This window comes from Chryseobacterium sp. Bi04 (assembly GCF_918698085.1).
GTDB lineage: Bacteria > Bacteroidota > Bacteroidia > Flavobacteriales > Weeksellaceae > Chryseobacterium.
Map to the genome: position 1 here is coordinate 363250 of NZ_CAKKLP010000003.1, position 16892 is coordinate 380141.

Consider the following 16892-nt stretch of genomic DNA (forward strand, 5'->3'; position numbering starts at 1 on the left):
AATAAAATCTATAATTGTTTTTGATTCATCCTAAATAAAAAAGCCCTGAAAACAGGACTTTTGTTTATTTTAATATCCAAATATTTCAGTTAAATTAAGCTTCTTTACCTCACCTAATTTCTGCATATCGGCTTCATTTACTTTATCTTGAGAAGCGACAAGACAGTAAGTGTAGTTTTTATTTTTCATTTCCTTATCATGAAAGGCATTGATATCTGTAAAAGACAGTTTTGGAGCCTGTTCGTAAACATTTTTTCTCATATCAAATTTGTTTCCAAGCTTTTGAGATTTTAAATAAGAAAAAATAATACCATCCTGTGTAATTCTTTCTGATGCAATAGATTTTTTCAATCCGCTTTTAGCCGTTTCAAACAATTGCCCGGATTTTGGCAGTGTGGTAAGCAGCTCGTTCATTGCAGTGGTGGAATCATTGAATTTGTCAGCCTGAGTTCCCACATAAGCCATAATCATATCTTTATCTGTTTTCTTACCCGGAAGTGCAAAATAAGAATAAGTAGAGTAGGCCAATGCCTTAGATTCTCTGATGGTCTGAAATACAATGGAACCCATCCCGCCTCCAAAATAGGTGTTGAATAAACTTACGGTTGGAGTGATGGTTGGATTGTACTGATCTGAGTTTCTAATCCAGAAAACTTCAGCCTGAACCATGTCATAATGGGCAAACAATACCTTATTCTTGTCTGTAGGGATCTGAACGAAAGTTTTGGATGTAGGAAGTTCTTTCAGTGTTGCAGGAAGTTTGTGAACAGGAGCTAGGGATGCTACTACTTCATTCCCTGATTTTGGACCATAATAAAGTACTTTATGTTTAAAATTGAATAAGTCGTGAAGTACATTGATCAGGTCTTCCGCTTTCAGGGCATCAAGTTCTGCATCCGTTAAAACGTTATTAAAAGGATTTTGTGCACCATACTGGGCGTAACTTCTAAGTCCGCTCATAATAGTGGCTTTATTCTGTTTAGCATTAGCCCTTGCTTTTTTAAGTCTTATTTTATAGGCATCTAAAGCCTCCTGGTCAGCCTGGCTATTGTTGATCAGGTCTTCAAATAAAGCAATGGTTTGATCAAAGTTTTCATTTAAACCTTCCAGAGATACAGAGGTCTCCTCATTTCCGGCAGTTACCTCAAAACTCGAAGCCAGTTTATAAAACTCTTTACTGATGGCTTCAGAAGATTTATTTTTTGTTCCTAAATACTGAAGATATTCTGCTGCCAAGGGAAGTATCTTGTTGTTCCATTTTCCGGAATCAAAATGATAATACATCCTGAAAAGGGCGTTATCTGTATTTTTTACAGAAAGAACGTCTATAGCTCCCAGTTTATTTTTAGCGATATCTTTATCATAATTCAACCATATCGGAGAAATCGCATTTTCCGGCATCTCATCAATCTTCTTAAGGAAAGGAGACTGATCTTCTCTGTTTACTGACACAGGAGTGATGGTTGGTTTATCAACTTTTACAATCGTTTTATCTTCTCCTTTTTTCTTGTAAACAGCTACATAATTATTGTTTTGAAGATATTTGGAGGCGAAATCCATAATGTCCTTTTTGGTAAGATGGGAGATTTCATCTACATATTCCAATGAAACTTTATGATCTATATCAGAAGTGAATTCATCCATCAGGATCCCTGCTCTCGACGAGTATTTTTCATCTTTCTGGATGATATTTTTCTTTTCATTGTTAACGATAGACTGAATTAAGTCATCAGAGAATTCTCCCTTTTTTAATTTGTCTATTTCCTGAAGCAACAAGTTTTTTACTTCGTCCAAAGACTGTCCTTCCGTAGGTTTTCCTTGTATCAATAGAACAGAATAATCTTTTAAGGCATAAGGAAAAGCATCTGCACCCAGTAATCTTTGTTTTTTTACCAAATTAAGATCAATTAATCCTGCCTGGCCATTGGTAAGCATATTTCCTACAAGGTTCAGTAATCTGGCATCTTTGGTAGAAGCTCCCGGAAATCTGAAACCAAGCATTACGTTTTCAGGATTGGGTCCCACAACTTCTTTGATAACAGGGGTTGTAATTGGTTTTTCCTGTCCTATCTTATATTCAGGAACTGTTTTGGTTTTCATGTAGGAGAAGGCTTTGTCTATTTTTGCAATGACTTCATCCGGATTAAAGTCTCCTGACATGATAATCCCCATATTGTTGGGAACATAATAATTATTGTAATAATCTCTGATGGCCTGAAGGGATGGGTTTTTTAAATGTTCAATAGTTCCTATTGTCGTCTGCTTTCCATAATTGTTATTAGGAAAAAGGTTGGCAAACATGGTATCAAAAACCTTGTCTCCGTCATCATCAAGCGATCTGTTTTTCTCTTCGTAAACTGCTTCCAATTCTGTATGAAAAAGCCTCAATACCGGCTCCCTGAATCTTTCAGCCTGTACAGCCAGAAATTTATCAATAACATTCGCCGGGATATCTTCAGTGTACACCGTCTGTTCAAAAGAAGTAAAGGCATTCGTTCCATCAGCTCCCATACCAGCCAGCATTTTGTCGTATTCATTGGCAATGGCATATTTGGCGGCTTCTCCGGAAATCCTGTCGATTTCTTTATAGATCTCTTTTCTTTTAGCTTCGTCTTTTGTAGTGTTGTATTTCTCGTAAAGAGCATCAATCTGATCCAAAAGAGGTTTTTCTTTAGCCCAGTCTTTAGAGCCAAACTGATCAGTTCCTTTGAAAAGCATATGCTCCAGATAGTGTGCCAGTCCGGTATGGTCTGCAGGATCGGTTTTACTTCCTGCTTTCGTGGCAATATAAGTCTGAATCCTCGGATCTTTATGGGTAGGACTCAGAATGACCGTTAAGCCATTTTTCAAAGTGTAATACCTTGCTGAAGTAGGATCATTGGTAACATACCTGTAAGAGTAGCCGTTGGATTTTGCTTCTTTCCATTGGAAATCCTGCCCATAAGCGTAGCCTGCGAAACTTGCAGCAGCAATACTTGTGGCAATTGTCAGTTTTTTGAACAGATTCATTTGATATATTGGAATTGGGTTATTAATTGAAAGGAGCCAGTAAATTCTTGATCCGCTTCATAGCTTCTCTAAGTTCTTCTTCAGAAGCGGCGTATGAAAATCTGATACATTCCGGGCTTCCGAAAGAAAGTCCACCTACACAGCCTACATGAGCATTTTCTAAAAGGAACATGGCAAAATCATCTGAATTTTTAATTTCAGTTCCGTTTAATGTTTTGCCAATATAATGAGAGATATCCGGGAAGAAATAGAATGCTGCTTTTGGCAGCAATACTTTGAATCCTGGAATTTCCTTGATGAGATCAAACATAAGATCTCTTCTCTGCTTGAAAGCATCGATCATGTATCTGTATTCGGATGGGTCCGTCTTTAATGCCGTAATGGAAGCCCTCTGAGCTACTGTATTTGCTCCACTGGTCATTTGACCCTGAACCTTTTCACAAGCTTTTGCCAGCCATTCAGGACATGCAGAATATCCTATTCTCCATCCTGTCATTGCAAATGCTTTAGACATTCCGTTGATAACGGCAGTTTGTTCATATATTTCAGAAAACTGGGCTATAGAAGTGGTTTTTGTCTCATAATTGATGTATTCATAGATTTCATCCGAGATGACCGTGATCTGAGGATATTTGGCGATCACTTTTGCTAATGACTTCAGTTCGTCATACGTATAATATCCTCCTGAGGGGTTACATGGCGAGCTGAAAAGTACAGCTTTTGTTTTTTCTGTGATGGCTTCTTCCAGCTGTTCTGCCGTAATTTTAAAGTCTGTTACATAAGAAGTTGGAAGCATTACGGAATTTCCACCCATCATTTTTACCATCTCATCATAGCTTACCCAATAAGGAGCAGGAAGCAGTACTTCATCCCCATCATTGATAATAGCTGCCAAAACATTGATGATGGCCTGTTTAGCACCATTGGAGACACAGATTTGAGTAGATTTATATTCTAAATGATTATCCCTTTTTAATTTATATGCAATTGCTTCACGTAATTCCAGGAATCCGGGAACAGGAGAGTAGTGACTGTAGTTCTCATTAATGGCATCAAAAGCAGCCTGTTTTATATTGTCCGGAACATCGAAATCCGGCTCGCCAAGAGTTAAGCTGATCACATCAACTCCGCTTGCCTTCATTTCTCTGGCTTTGTTAGACATTACAAAAGTCTGTGAGTATCCTAGTCTTTTTACTCTATCTGAAAGTTTATCCATATTTTTTTTCAATTTTAACAAATATATAATAAAAAGGTTTTGTCGGGAAATAAAAACAGGCCCAGTTTAAAGATTTTTATCAGGTTTTGGGAGCTTCAAACTATTTTGAATTGATGTTTTTCGCAGAGTAATTCCTTTAGCATATTCATACCGTTTTATTTTTTGATATAGATGCTGCTAAAGTTTGAATAAAAATAATAAAACCTTATTTTTGCAGATTATAATAATTCACATGTCTACAACGTTACTATTAAAATATTTCCCGGATCTTACAGAAACCCAGTTAAAACAGTTTGCCCAATTGGAGGAGCTTTATAATGAGTGGAATGAAAAGATCAATGTAATTTCCAGAAAAGATATGGAATCGCTGTATGAAAAACATATCCTTCATTCGCTGGGAATTGCTAAAGTAATGGAATTTGCACCGGGAACAAGAGTATTGGATATTGGAACCGGAGGTGGTTTTCCGGGAATTCCTTTAGCTATTATGTTTCCTGAAGCAGAGTTTACTTTAATAGATTCTATCGGAAAGAAAATCAGCGTTGTCAATGCTGTAGCAGAAGGTGTTGGTTTGAAAAATGTGAAGGCTATTCATGGAAGAGCGGAAAAGCTGAAAGAAAAATACCATTTTGTAGTCAGCAGAGCGGTAACCCAGATGCCTGAATTTTTAAGATGGCTGAAAGGGAAATTTGAAAAAGAACAGTTAAATCCCAAGCATAACGGAATTTTATATTTAAAGGGCGGAGACCTCGCTGAGGAGCTTGCCGGGATTAAATCTGAGATCTATAATCTTAAAAACTATTTTGATGAAGAATTTTTTGATACAAAAAAAGTAGTTTATGTATCAAAAGGTAACTTTAATTCCTAAATTTGTATAATTAAGGAATAATTTTTGCTAAATATTTATTGATAATCAGAAAATTGAAGGTTATGAAAAAGTTTTTAAACATTGGATTTTCGACATTATTACTGGGGTTAGCTGTAGTCTCATGTAATGATGATGATTACCAGACGGTTGAATCTATTGCTAAGATCAAAATAGACAGTGTAAAGGTGATGAAAGACACAATGGATGTATTTAGCATACAGAATATAAAAACGTATTCTACTTACCCTTCTCATTGTGATGGTTTTTACGGATATGATTATATTTATGAAGATGATCTGGAAAGAACGGTAACTGCTTATAAATATAGGACGAATGGCCCCTGTGAACAAAGCGTTTACGTAGGAATCAATCAGATTAAATTTAGCCCACAGCAAAAGGGAACCTATACTTTTAGATTCTGGAATGGCGGAAAGAACTGGATTACAAAAACAATTGTAGCGAAATAAGCATGAAGCTGATTGTTTTATCCCTCTTTTTAGCTGTAAACCTTGCATTTGGACAAAAGATCATCTGGAAGGAAGATCAAAAGCTGGACTGGGATAATTTTAAAAGCAATGCCAACAGAAGAAATAATCCGGATGTAGCCGCCTATACCCATTGTGGCTGGGAATACTCAGTGATCAAATCTACCAATCCTAAATCTCCTGTTACCATAGAGATTAAAACGATTTTCAATGAAGATAAATCATGGAAGGATGTGAAAAAGATTAATGATTATATCTTAGTCCATGAGCAGAAACATTTTGATATTGCAGAGTTATTTGTAAGAAGAATGCGAAAAATGGTTGCTGAAAAAATCAATACTTCTGCTGATTATGATCAATGGTTTGCATCAATTTATAAAGGCATATCCAACGACTATAAAAACTTTCAGATCTCCTATGATAAAGATACCAGTCATGGGATGAATAAAGAAAAGCAGGCAGAATATAATACTGTCATTGCTGAAGAATTAGAACATTTAAAAAGCTATAAAGCCCCTTGAAATTCCTCAATAAGATCATTCACGAACTGCTGGCACAAAGCCCGGACCTTTCGGCGTTTAATATTATTCTGCCCGGAAAGCGTCCCATTGTATTTATCAGGCAGATCTTAGAAGAGCGCAATTACTCAGGATTTCTTCCCAATTTCTTTACAGTGGAAGAGCTGATCAATACCATTGCAGATAAGCAGCCTATCCAGGGAATACCGCTCTGGCTTTTTTCATTTGATGTCTACAGAAGTCTGAACCTTATTCCGAATGATGATTTTTCAGAATTTTTAAAATGGTTTCCTACGTTGCAGAAGGACTGGGATGATGTTTTGAAATTTTCAGATAGTGATCAGGCTGTATTGGAATATATGTTTGATGAGGAAAGGATTAAAGAATGGGCTCAGAATCTTGGAGAAGATGATGACGTGCCAAGAAAAAAATTCCTGAACTTCTGGCAGAATATGAACATATTTCTTCCGGCATTAAAGGAAAGGCTTAAAGAAAGAAATTGGGCAACTTCCGGGATGATTCATGAAACAGCTAAAGCTGAAATTGTTTCTTTTGCTAAAAATACTTCGGAACATTTTGTCTTTTGTGGCTTTAATGCCTTCACACCGGTGGAAGAGAAACTGGTGAGGAGCTTGCTGCAATGGAATAAAGCCCAGTGTTTCTTTCAGGCCGACTGCTATTATTTTGATGATGAAAGACAGGAAGCCGGAAAATTTCTCAGAAACCATAAAACATGGAAAGAGTTTGATGACAACCGTGCTTTTCAGTGGATTGAAGATGACTTTAATCAGCCTAAAAACATCAAAGTATACGAAGTTTCAGGAAATGTTACCCAGACGAAAGTATTACCGGAAATATTCAAGGAGATCAATAATAAAACCTATTCCAATACAGCTGTAGTATTGCTTGATGAAAATCTTCTTCCGGCGAGTCTTGATGTGATGCATGGGATAGAGACTTTAAATATTACCATGGGTTTCCCATTGAAAAACCTGTCTTTTTCCAATGCTGTAAAACGTCTTTTCTATCTCCAGAAACAATTGGAGAAAAACAAATCTTCTTATTATTACAGGGATGTTTTTCCTATTTTGGAAGAGCTTCCAAAATCTGCAGAAGATGAGCAGATCATCAATGATTTTAAAGCAAAAATAGAAGAAAGGAATATTGTTTATATTTCCAGAAAACTCCTGCAGGAGCTTCTGAATGGGCTTTCTTATTTTGAACTGCTTCAAAAGGCAGAGAATACCAATACATACTTGGATATCCTTATTGCATTTTGTCAGCAGGTAAAATGGCTGGAAATTGATGATATTCAATATGAAAATGTCTCTCATTTTGAAAATGCCTTCCGGATTATCAAAAACCAGCTGACTCCCTATAATATCAGTATCAAAATGGATACGCTGGAGATCCTGATCAACCAGTATATCAACTCGGAAAGTATCGATTTCCAGGGAGAACCTTTAAGAGGGCTTCAGATTATGGGACTGCTGGAGACCCGTCTCCTGAATTTTGAAAATGTTATTATGCTTTCCGTTAATGAAGGAAAACTCCCTCTGGGAAACTCGCAGAATACTTATATTCCTTTTGATATCAGAAAATTCTTTGACCTGCATACGTTCCTTGAAAATGACAGTATTTATGCCTATCACTTTTACCGTTTGATTCAGTATTCTACCAATGTACATCTGCTGTACAATGCGTTGAGCTCCGGAGTGAATACTGGTGAAAAAAGCAGGTTTATTACGCAGATAGAAATGGAGAGCTCCCATCATATTGAACATCTGATTATTGAAAACTCTTCAGAACCTATCCTCACCAAACCTATAGAAATTCCTAAGACTGAGATTGTTCAGGAGAGACTTCAGAAATGGAAGGAAAAAGTATCTGCTTCCCATCTTACCAGCTACCTTTATAATCCTATAGATTTCTACTTATCAAAGATTTTAAATACTTCGGAAACAGATGAAATTGAAGAAGAACTGTCTGTGAAAAATTATGGAAATCTTGTGCATTATTCACTTCAGGAAATATATGAAGAGATAAAGGGTAAGGTGTTAAAAGAAAGTGATTTAGAAAATTCAATTAAAGCTATTGATAAATATATAGATATCGCCATTGAAAAGCTTAAACATCAGCCGGAATTCTATGAAAAAGGAATGAATTATATTCATAAGGCAATTGCTAAAAAAGTGATTGAAAATATTCTGAGGCATGATCTTGAGCTGGTAAAACAAGGGGATAAACTGGAAATTATCGATATAGAAAGAAGGTTTGAAAACATAGATTTTTATCTCGAAGGAAACGATAAAATTTCCTTTTTGGGATTCATTGACCGGATAGATAAGCTGAATGGAACTTTAAGAATCATCGATTACAAAACAGCCAAGATTAAAAATCTCATTGTAAAAATTGACGGCGAGAATGTAGAGGGCTATTTTCACAACAGTGAAAGAAAACAGGCTTTACAGCTTTGTATTTATCATTATGTAGTGCAGCATTTACCGGAGTTCTGGGGTTTCCCGATAGAAACAGGAATATGGAGTTTTTCCGAAGCTAAAAAAGGGGTTGTTTCCTTACAGTTTGAGAAAGGGAATATTGATGATGCCATGAAATCTGTTAAAAGCCTTATCCTTGAAATTCTAAACCCGGAAATTCCTTTTGTGGAAAGTATAAAGGCTTATTAGAATCTTATTTCTTATTGTAAATCAGGTTGTTTTTTAGTAAAATTATTATTTACTGCGCAGATGCAGATAAAGAAAAATGCTTTTTTGTTGTATATTTACGGCTCGGTTAAACTAAATATTTTTATAAACTGATTAATTTGATTTAACCTGAAAAAATAAAGAGCACACATGAAAAAGAGCCTGATATTTTTAAGCACATTTCTTTTCTTAACAGCCAGGTCCCAGCAAAAAAATGACTCTCTGAGTATTGCACTACAGCACATCACCAAGGATACTAAGTTTGGTTTGGCTCTTAGTGGCGGCGGGGCTAAAGGATTTGCTCATATCGGGATTCTTAAAATGGTAGATTCACTGGGAATTAAGGTGGATTATATCACGGGTACCAGTATGGGAGGTATTTTAGGAGGTTTGTATGCAATGGGGTATAATGCAGATCAGCTAAAGTCTACCGTTCACAGAGTTGACTGGAACAGAATTCTCAGCAATAAAATTCCATACCATAAAGTGAATATCAGTGAAAAGGATGAGTATGATAAATACATCCTTGAATTTCCTGTTGTAAAAGGATTTCCCACGTTACCCAGTTCCTATATCGAAGGACAATATATGGGAGAAGTTCTTAATACGCTTACATTCAATGCAAAGCATATCAATGATTTCAGTCAATTACAGATTCCTGTACAGCTTACTTCTTCAGACATAGAAAATGGAGGTTTGGTTATGCAGAAAAAGGGATCCCTGCCATTGGCAATCCGTGCTACGTTGGCAATCCCTGCAGCTTTTGCACCGGTGTATATTGATGGGAAGCTTTTAGTGGATGGCGGTCTGGACAGGAATTATCCTGCGAATGAAGTTCGGGAGATGGGCGCTGATTTTGTAATGGGAGGGTATACCGGATTCAGGCTCTTTACCAAAAAAGAGATAGAGAATCCGATGAAGATGATTTATCAGACCCACGCAATCCGGTCTGTAGAAGATTTTAAACATCAGAAAGCATTATCCAATATCCTGGTAGATTTTGTGGACCCTTTAGGAGATATTACCACAAAAGATTTTGCCAAATTCAGAAGGATCATCAAGATTGGTGAAATTGAAGCTAAAAAGCATCTTCCGGAGTTTGTAGCATTGGCCGAGGCTCAGCGAAAAGCTGGAATAAAATATGAACATACCCTGATTGAAGAAGTAAAACTTCCTACTACAAAATTCACGTTTAATGAGGAAGATGGAACATCACTTACAGACGCCACTGAAATTGAGGTTATTAAAAACCAAATGAACCTGGAAGAAGGGAAGTATTATGATGTAAAAACGGTTAATGAAGCCATAGACAGGGTATTTGGAATGCGGCAATACGTGAAGGTTTATTACACTTATACCAAAGAAGGTGACGGCCTTGTAATGAATATTTTTGTAAAGAAAGCCAAAAAAGGAGCTTTCAAGCTGGCTCTTCACTACGATAATGAACAGTCGGTGGGGATTATTGTTAATTATACCTATAGAAATATCCTGATGAACAGATCGAGATTTTTGGCAACGGTAGATGTTTCAGAACGTTTTAAAGCAAAACTGGCTTATCAGCAGTTTCTAGGTAAGAAAGACCGATGGTGGTTTGATGTAGAAGCAAAAATTGTTCATCTTAAAAGTAATGACTTGACCTTCAGACTTCTTAATGTGTTTGATGAAGATGCCAATGCCAGTTTTCCCAACCATATGTATAGAAATATCACCGGGAAAATATCACTGAATTATAATGTTTCTCCCAATGCTTTTCTTTCTTTAGGAACGGAATTCAATCTGGAAAGAATGTATACGTTACTGGATAAAGTAGATCAGACAAAAACGGATAATTATAACAAAAAACTGTACAACCACAGCAATTTCAATACTTTTTTGAAATTCGAACAGAATAATCTTAATAAGAAATATTATTTTACCAGAGGAAATCATCTTCAGGTAAGTGCCCGATTATATTATGGAGACAGCTATAAGCTATATGATTTAAGCAGTGTACAGCCTACACTGTATGCCATATTAAATCCTGAAGCAGAATATTATTTTAAACCTAAGAACTTTGTTTCATTTACTCTGAATGAAAATTTTGCTTATCCTATTACAAGAAGACTGGCGCTGAAAGCCAATTTCTTTCTTGGAGCAAGCCTGGGTTCTGTAAGAGAAGAACAGATTCCTTATCTTTTTCTTAATGAAAAATACAATTTGGGAGGTAGTGAATATAACACTGAGCTGATGAATCCTGAATTCAATGGACTCCGGCAGAAAGAATTACCTACCAACTCTGTAGTTAAAGGAGGATTGTCACTACAATACAGAGTAATGAAGAAGTTTTATATTGCCCCTTCTTTTACTTATGGTAAGATCAGTGATGAGCTTTCTCCTTTTACTAACAGCTTTGATATGTTCGGATATGCTTTGAATTTAGGTTATGAATCTCTTATAGGTCCCATTAATATTAATATTTCCCGAAATAATCAGCTTGATTTTTCAAGGATCTATTTTAGCATCGGATTTAAATTTTAGAGAATCAATAAAAAATGCACTTCATCCATCGTAAAATGAAGTGCACAAAATTAACTTGAAATGATATAAAATAGATTAAAGTGTGTTATAATTTGATTTTTTTATTAATCATTTTTCCGTTAGATAGAGTGAGTTGAACTACATACATTCCCGGATCTAAACTTGCCGATTCAAACTGCGGCTTATTCACTTCCTGCTGAAGAATTAATGCTCCGGAAACAGAATATATGCTGATCATCTTAATGTCGTTCCGGGATCTTGCCATAATCTGGCGGTTTTGTGTAAATAACTCGGCAGTGCTTTCTGATGGACGTTCTCCAACTGCTTTGCTGAACTGCAGATTATAAAACGGAGTTACTACTTCAAAGGTATAGTTTTGATGATCCAGGTTCTGAAGACTGATTCCACCATCTTCACGGTATTGTTCCTGAGAAATTGTTTTAATCAGATTTTTTTTGTCATCAAAAATATTGATAGCAGAAAGTTCTTCCTGATCAACTTTTAATTGTAAAACAGCATTGTTTTCTGACTTTACAATCTCATTCTCTGCAATTATGGCAGGAGTATTTTTGACAAACGGAATCATTTTATTCTCATTATTTTCCAATACCTTCAATAAATAAACGCCATCTTTTAAGGTCGTCAGGCTTTTTTCTGAAGCAGATCTGCCTGCTGTCTTTTCCTTATTGAAATCTGTAATTTCAACCAATTGTTTGTTTCCAAGATCCGGTTTTATCTGTGATGAATAGAATGCAGGATTTCCGGAAGAAGAAGGTCCGGCCTGTTTTGAAGTCAGGAAAGCCCATTCATTGAGAACTCCGCCACTTCTAAGTGTGTTAAATTTTACATTGGAAGCCAACGTGAACGGAATTATTCCTCCTACATGTCCCAAAGGTCCCCAATATATAGCATCCAGTTTATACTTGTTCAGATCCCACCATGGGTAATAACCTCTCTGTACTTCAATAGTTTTTGACGTGTTTTCCGGTGGAATAGCGAGGTCTATGGTGGAGTGGCCTAATGTCATCGGTGTTTTATTGTACCAGTCATACACATCTTTAGGCTTTAAGCACTGTCTCAGGACATGGTTGGGATCATTGGTGGCACTATTGACAAAGCTATCAGTGAAGAGTTTTCTCCATATGACAGGGCCCCAAAGTAAGCCTCCGTTATCCTGAACAACATGGTAATTGTATTTATCTAGATACTCTGCAGAAATTACTTCTGAAATATTGTTCGTATATATTTTATATCCGGTATTGTTACAGCTATTGACAACATTGGCTATGAATGCTGTGAACGGATAAATATCCTTTTCTATAATCCCTTTTTGTAAAGTTGTTCCGGACATATCATACGGCCCGTCCCCCATAAAAGCATATTTAAATTTTATATTTCCCGGATTCGAAATACTTAAGCTTTTTAATGTCGACATAGCTGCGTGAGCTCCCTGAGAATAGCCTGTCAGAAAATATTCATCATAACGTTTGAGGCCAAGCTGAGCAAGGACTTTGTTGGCAGCTGTAATAAAATCTATGGTTGCCCCTGCTTCAGTAGGGTAATCTACATAAGGATGTACGCCGTCTCCACTTCCCATACCTACATAATCAGGGGCCATTAGAATATAGCCATTGAGGACGTAGGAGAGTTCCACAACAAATCCTGCCGTTAAGGCCCCTTTAAAATTAGAAGGAACATTATTTCTGCTGTCCGTAGTCCCATGTTCAGAAACAACGGTTGAAAGCTTGAAATTAACATTCGGGTACATAAGAAGACCTGTTGCTTTTACAAGGACATCTTTTTCGTTTTTTGTATAATAGGTTATTTTATATCCTTTTACCCCCACGTTGAAGCCATTGAGATAGCTGACAAAATCCGGGGCATTCTGCTCACCAAGATTATTGGCAATAAAATTGGCAACTCCCTGTGGAGTAAGATCCAGTTTTTTTTCTGCACTTACAAGATCTCCTCTTTGCTGAGAAAAATAAAATGGAGCAGTAAGCGCCAATAAAAGAGTTGTGATTTTTTTCATATTGATGTATTTATTAGGGTATTAAGGTAATATTTTTAAAGAATCGATTAGAATATTACGACATCAATAACTATTCACTGAATATAACTTCTCTTGAAAGTGAGTAATACAAAGAGCCTGGCCAATTGGCCAGGCTCTCAGATTATATTTTGCCCTTTATTTAAAAAGCGTTAATTCCCGTAATATCTAAACCGGTGATTAACAAATGAACGTCGTGGGTTCCTTCATAGGTAATGACAGATTCCAGATTGGCGGCGTGTCTCATCATTGGGAATTCACCCATGATCCCCATCCCTCCAAGGATTTGTCTTGATTCTCTTGCGATATCAATAGCCATTTTTACGTTGTTACGTTTAGCCATAGAGATCTGTGCAGGAGTCGCTTTATGTTCGTTTTTAAGATTTCCTAACTGAAGACATAATAACTGTGCCTTTGTAATCTCAGTTAAGAATTCAGCTAATTTCTTCTGTTGAAGCTGATAAGATCCAATGGGTTTCCCAAACTGTTTTCTTTCTTTAGAATACTGAACTGCTGTACAGTGACAGTCGATAGCAGCACCAATGACACCCCATGAAATTCCATATCTTGCAGAATTAAGACAAGACAGAGGTCCTTTTAATCCTGTAACTCCCGGAAGCAGGTTTTCTTTCGGAACTTTTACATCATTAAATACCAGTTCACCTGTTTTTGAAGCCCTTAAGCTCCATTTATTATGAGTCTCCGGAGTCGTGAAGCCTTCCATTCCTCTTTCAACGATTAATCCCTGTATTTTTCCTTCCTCATTTTTTCCCCATACTACTGCGATGTCGCATAGAGGAGAATTGGTGATCCACATTTTAGCACCATTTAAAAGGTAGTGGTCTCCCATATCTTTAAAATAGGTCTCCATAGAGCTTGGATCAGAACCATGATTAGGCTCAGTAAGTCCGAAAGATCCTATCATTTCTCCGGAAGCAAGCTTTGGAAGATATTTCATTTTTTGTTCCTCAGAACCGAATTCGTTTATTGGAAACATCACCAGGGAACTCTGTACTGAAGCAGCAGAACGTACCGCTGAATCTCCTCTTTCCAATTCCTGCATAATAAGACCATAAGAAATCTGATCTAATCCTGAACCGCCATACTCAACAGGGATATAAGGACCTAAAGCACCAATTTTCCCCAATTCCCTCATAAGGCCGGGAAGATCTGTATGGTTTTGAGCTGCCTGGTCAATCTGCGGCATTACATAACTCTCAACCCAGTCTCTTACAGATTGGCGGATCAGTTTATGTTCTTCAGTAAGTAAAGCATCAATTCCATAGTAATCAGGAATGCTTGTAAGAGGATAATATGACATGATTTTTTTGATTTTGTTAAAAATAGCATTTTTCGGGTGGTTAAAAAAATTTTTTTAAAAACTTAGATTAATGCTGATTTTCAGTGATATAGTGTTACTTTTTTGATTTTATAAAATAATTTTACCTTTTTATTCCTCCTCATCATTAGATATAGGATACTGATTGGTAGAATTGTGGACTTCATTTTTGAATTTATACAGGTACGGAGCCTTATTAGCAGAGCCATCATAAAGTTTCTCCAGCCTGTCAAGAATATTTAAGCTTAAAATCTTCCGCTGGAAATTATTTCTTCTGAATTTCTGACCTAAAATAGTCTCATAGAGCGCCTGAAGATCTTTCATGGTAAATTTTTCGGGAAGGAGATTACTTGCAGCAGCTTCTGTATTGATATTCATTCGGAGGTATTCCAATCCGGTTTCTATCACCCTGTCGTGATCGAAAGCCATTTTCGGTAATTTACTGACTTCAAACCATTCACAACTTTCATTAAATGCATCCGGAAAAGTATTGGCTACTGAGAAATCAATAAGACTGCAATATCCTACCGTAATAAACCTTTGAAAAATCCAGTGGTCTTTGGGTACTTCAATTCCTTTATTCCGAAGCAGGATCTGATGGACATTATTTTCTGTACGGTCAATTCTACCAAAAGTATGAAACTGCTTTAAGAACAGCCCTTTTAAATGCGTTCTTTCATACAGTACTCTTTCGGCAGCTTCCCTAAGATCTTCATCATTGAATACAAAACCACCAGGCAGTGACCACAAATCAAGATCATGATATTTCAGGAGCAGTACTTTCAGAATATTATTATGAAATCCGAATATGGTACAGTCTACTGATATATGAGCTACAAAATCTTTTGTGTCAATAAGTTCCCGCAGGGTTTCTTTATTTTTTGTGTCTTTGATTTTCATGACAGTAAAAATAAAATTATTTTCTATATTTTCTTTTTAGATACTTTAAAATAAAACAAACTAATTGTAAAAAGCACAATTACAGAGCATAATATGTATAAAGGATAGAAGCTTAAGAGTTGTTTTCCAAACAGGACAGCCATAATAATTGAACTGACGGAGCTACCCAAAGAAGAGAATATGACAATAAGTGAAGTAAAGAGATTTACTTTTTCCTTATCAGTCTGGGCTATCATTTTAGAATTGATAACAGGGTAGAGGGGTGATAAAAATAACCCGATAACCGGAAACAAAAACAATAGTACCTTTGAATTTTCCGCATCAAAATACTGTATGGCTACAATGGCTATAAGAATGGCAAGGATTAAAAATATACATGAAATATAATAACCGGGTAATGAAAACCTTCTGATGATATTGGCGGTTACCGTTCTTCCGGCATAAGAGAAAAGAGCCAGGAAAGAGGTGGCCTGAAGGGCAAAAAATGAATTGACCTTTAGGTGGTTTTTGTAAAATGACGGAAGCCATGAGTTGAATCCCTGTTCCACAAATACAATAAAGAAGACCACTCCCAGAAACAGCAGAACCTGTGGTGTGGCCAGCCCCGATAATTCGGAGACAATGCTTTTGTTTTCCAGCTGCTTAGCTTCTGAAATATCGGCTTTTGCAAATAGAATAATGGTGATGATACAGGCTAACGCTATAAGTAAGAAACCAAATTTCCAGTATTGGGAATAGGAGCTTGAGATCAGCCAGCCAAAGCCTGTATTGACCACAAATATTCCGATCATAAAAAAAGCCTCCACATTATTCATGGTTTTAGCCAGTGATTTTTCATCAGAAATATTATTACGGATAATTCCGAAAACACAAATTTTACCAATGGCAAAACAGGCCCCGATGATGGCAAACCATAATTTATAAAACCAGAATACTTCAATGAACGGAAGAAGGCAGGAACATACGCCTACAATACTCAAAGCCAGGATTAACGCCTTTTTTGTTCCTGTTTTATTAATGAAACTTACAGCAAACAGAGAAATAAATGCAATAGGTAAGTCCTTGAATGACTCCAGAAGCCCCAGTTCACTATAGGTAATTTTAGCCTCAGAAAGCTGAAGAATAATAAGCCCCATACAGTTCAATACCATCGAAAAAATAAGAAAAGTCAATTTTAACGGAAGAGAAATATTGGAAAGCTTGACGTTCATTTTGGGGACCGATTTTATTGGATTCTTATTGCTTTTTATGAAATATTAGTGCGAAGATAACGCTTCTAACCCTT

Annotated in this window: 11 protein-coding genes; 5 read left to right on the forward strand and 6 right to left on the reverse strand. The window is 36.5% G+C overall.

Annotated features, from left to right (window positions below):
- Positions 1 to 69: 69 nt before the first annotated feature.
- Entirely contained in the window at positions 70 to 3009 is a 2940-nt protein-coding gene (locus LQV47_RS07950; RefSeq protein WP_230035618.1) for a M16 family metallopeptidase, read from the reverse strand.
- Between the two features lie 22 nt (positions 3010 to 3031).
- Positions 3032 to 4225 (reverse strand): pyridoxal phosphate-dependent aminotransferase, encoded by a 1194-nt coding sequence (locus tag LQV47_RS07955; protein WP_230035620.1) that lies wholly within the window; start codon positions 4223 to 4225, stop codon positions 3032 to 3034.
- A gap of 232 nt (positions 4226 to 4457) precedes the next feature.
- Here LQV47_RS07955 and rsmG point away from each other — a divergent pair, with 232 nt between their 5' ends.
- The 5 genes from rsmG (at position 4458) to LQV47_RS07980 (ending at position 11318) form a co-directional block, all read left to right on the forward strand.
- Positions 4458 to 5093 (forward strand): 16S rRNA (guanine(527)-N(7))-methyltransferase RsmG, encoded by a 636-nt coding sequence (rsmG, locus tag LQV47_RS07960; protein WP_230035622.1) that lies wholly within the window; start codon positions 4458 to 4460, stop codon positions 5091 to 5093.
- Between the two features lie 62 nt (positions 5094 to 5155).
- Positions 5156 to 5560 carry a hypothetical protein gene (locus LQV47_RS07965; RefSeq protein ID WP_230035625.1) on the forward strand — a complete coding sequence of 135 codons (405 nt, stop codon included), beginning with the start codon at positions 5156 to 5158 and terminating at the stop codon, positions 5558 to 5560.
- Positions 5561 to 5562: 2 nt separating this feature from the next.
- Entirely contained in the window at positions 5563 to 6099 is a 537-nt protein-coding gene (locus LQV47_RS07970) for a DUF922 domain-containing protein (protein WP_230035626.1), read from the forward strand.
- Complete coding sequence (locus LQV47_RS07975; protein ID WP_230035628.1) at positions 6096 to 8783, forward strand: PD-(D/E)XK nuclease family protein; 2688 nt, start codon at positions 6096 to 6098, stop codon at positions 8781 to 8783. The genes LQV47_RS07970 and LQV47_RS07975 overlap by 4 nt, the downstream gene beginning before the upstream one ends.
- 168 nt (positions 8784 to 8951) lie before the next feature.
- Positions 8952 to 11318, forward strand: a complete 2367-nt coding sequence (locus LQV47_RS07980; RefSeq protein WP_230035631.1) for a patatin-like phospholipase family protein — start codon at positions 8952 to 8954, stop codon at positions 11316 to 11318.
- Between the two features lie 85 nt (positions 11319 to 11403).
- Here the strand turns inward: LQV47_RS07980 and LQV47_RS07985 are convergent, their stop codons facing one another.
- From LQV47_RS07985 to LQV47_RS08000, 4 genes are all read right to left on the reverse strand, one after another.
- Entirely contained in the window at positions 11404 to 13350 is a 1947-nt protein-coding gene (locus LQV47_RS07985) for a T9SS type A sorting domain-containing protein (protein WP_230035633.1), read from the reverse strand.
- A gap of 160 nt (positions 13351 to 13510) precedes the next feature.
- Complete coding sequence (locus tag LQV47_RS07990; RefSeq protein WP_230035635.1) at positions 13511 to 14689, reverse strand: acyl-CoA dehydrogenase family protein; 1179 nt, start codon at positions 14687 to 14689, stop codon at positions 13511 to 13513.
- Between the two features lie 129 nt (positions 14690 to 14818).
- Positions 14819 to 15607, reverse strand: coding sequence for an NUDIX domain-containing protein (locus LQV47_RS07995; protein WP_230035637.1), 789 nt, complete (start codon positions 15605 to 15607; stop codon positions 14819 to 14821).
- A 23-nt stretch (positions 15608 to 15630) separates the two neighbouring features.
- Positions 15631 to 16818 carry an MFS transporter gene (locus LQV47_RS08000; RefSeq protein WP_230035639.1) on the reverse strand — a complete coding sequence of 396 codons (1188 nt, stop codon included), beginning with the start codon at positions 16816 to 16818 and terminating at the stop codon, positions 15631 to 15633.
- Positions 16819 to 16892: the final 74 nt, after the last annotated feature.

Excerpts from the sequence above, each read along its gene's own strand:
- LQV47_RS08000 (WP_230035639.1), bottom strand. The coding sequence starts at position 16,818 with ATGAACGTCAAGCTTTCCAATATTTCTCTTCCGTTAAAATTGACTTTT.
- LQV47_RS07965 (WP_230035625.1), top strand. The coding sequence starts at position 5,156 with ATGAAAAAGTTTTTAAACATTGGATTTTCGACATTATTACTGGGGTTA.
- LQV47_RS07985 (WP_230035633.1), bottom strand. The coding sequence starts at position 13,350 with ATGAAAAAAATCACAACTCTTTTATTGGCGCTTACTGCTCCATTTTAT.
- LQV47_RS07955 (WP_230035620.1), bottom strand. The coding sequence starts at position 4,225 with ATGGATAAACTTTCAGATAGAGTAAAAAGACTAGGATACTCACAGACT.
- LQV47_RS07995 (WP_230035637.1), bottom strand. The coding sequence starts at position 15,607 with ATGAAAATCAAAGACACAAAAAATAAAGAAACCCTGCGGGAACTTATT.
- LQV47_RS07950 (WP_230035618.1), bottom strand. The coding sequence starts at position 3,009 with ATGAATCTGTTCAAAAAACTGACAATTGCCACAAGTATTGCTGCTGCA.
- LQV47_RS07980 (WP_230035631.1), top strand. The coding sequence starts at position 8,952 with ATGAAAAAGAGCCTGATATTTTTAAGCACATTTCTTTTCTTAACAGCC.
- LQV47_RS07990 (WP_230035635.1), bottom strand. The coding sequence starts at position 14,689 with ATGTCATATTATCCTCTTACAAGCATTCCTGATTACTATGGAATTGAT.
- LQV47_RS07970 (WP_230035626.1), top strand. The coding sequence starts at position 5,563 with ATGAAGCTGATTGTTTTATCCCTCTTTTTAGCTGTAAACCTTGCATTT.
- rsmG (WP_230035622.1), top strand. The coding sequence starts at position 4,458 with ATGTCTACAACGTTACTATTAAAATATTTCCCGGATCTTACAGAAACC.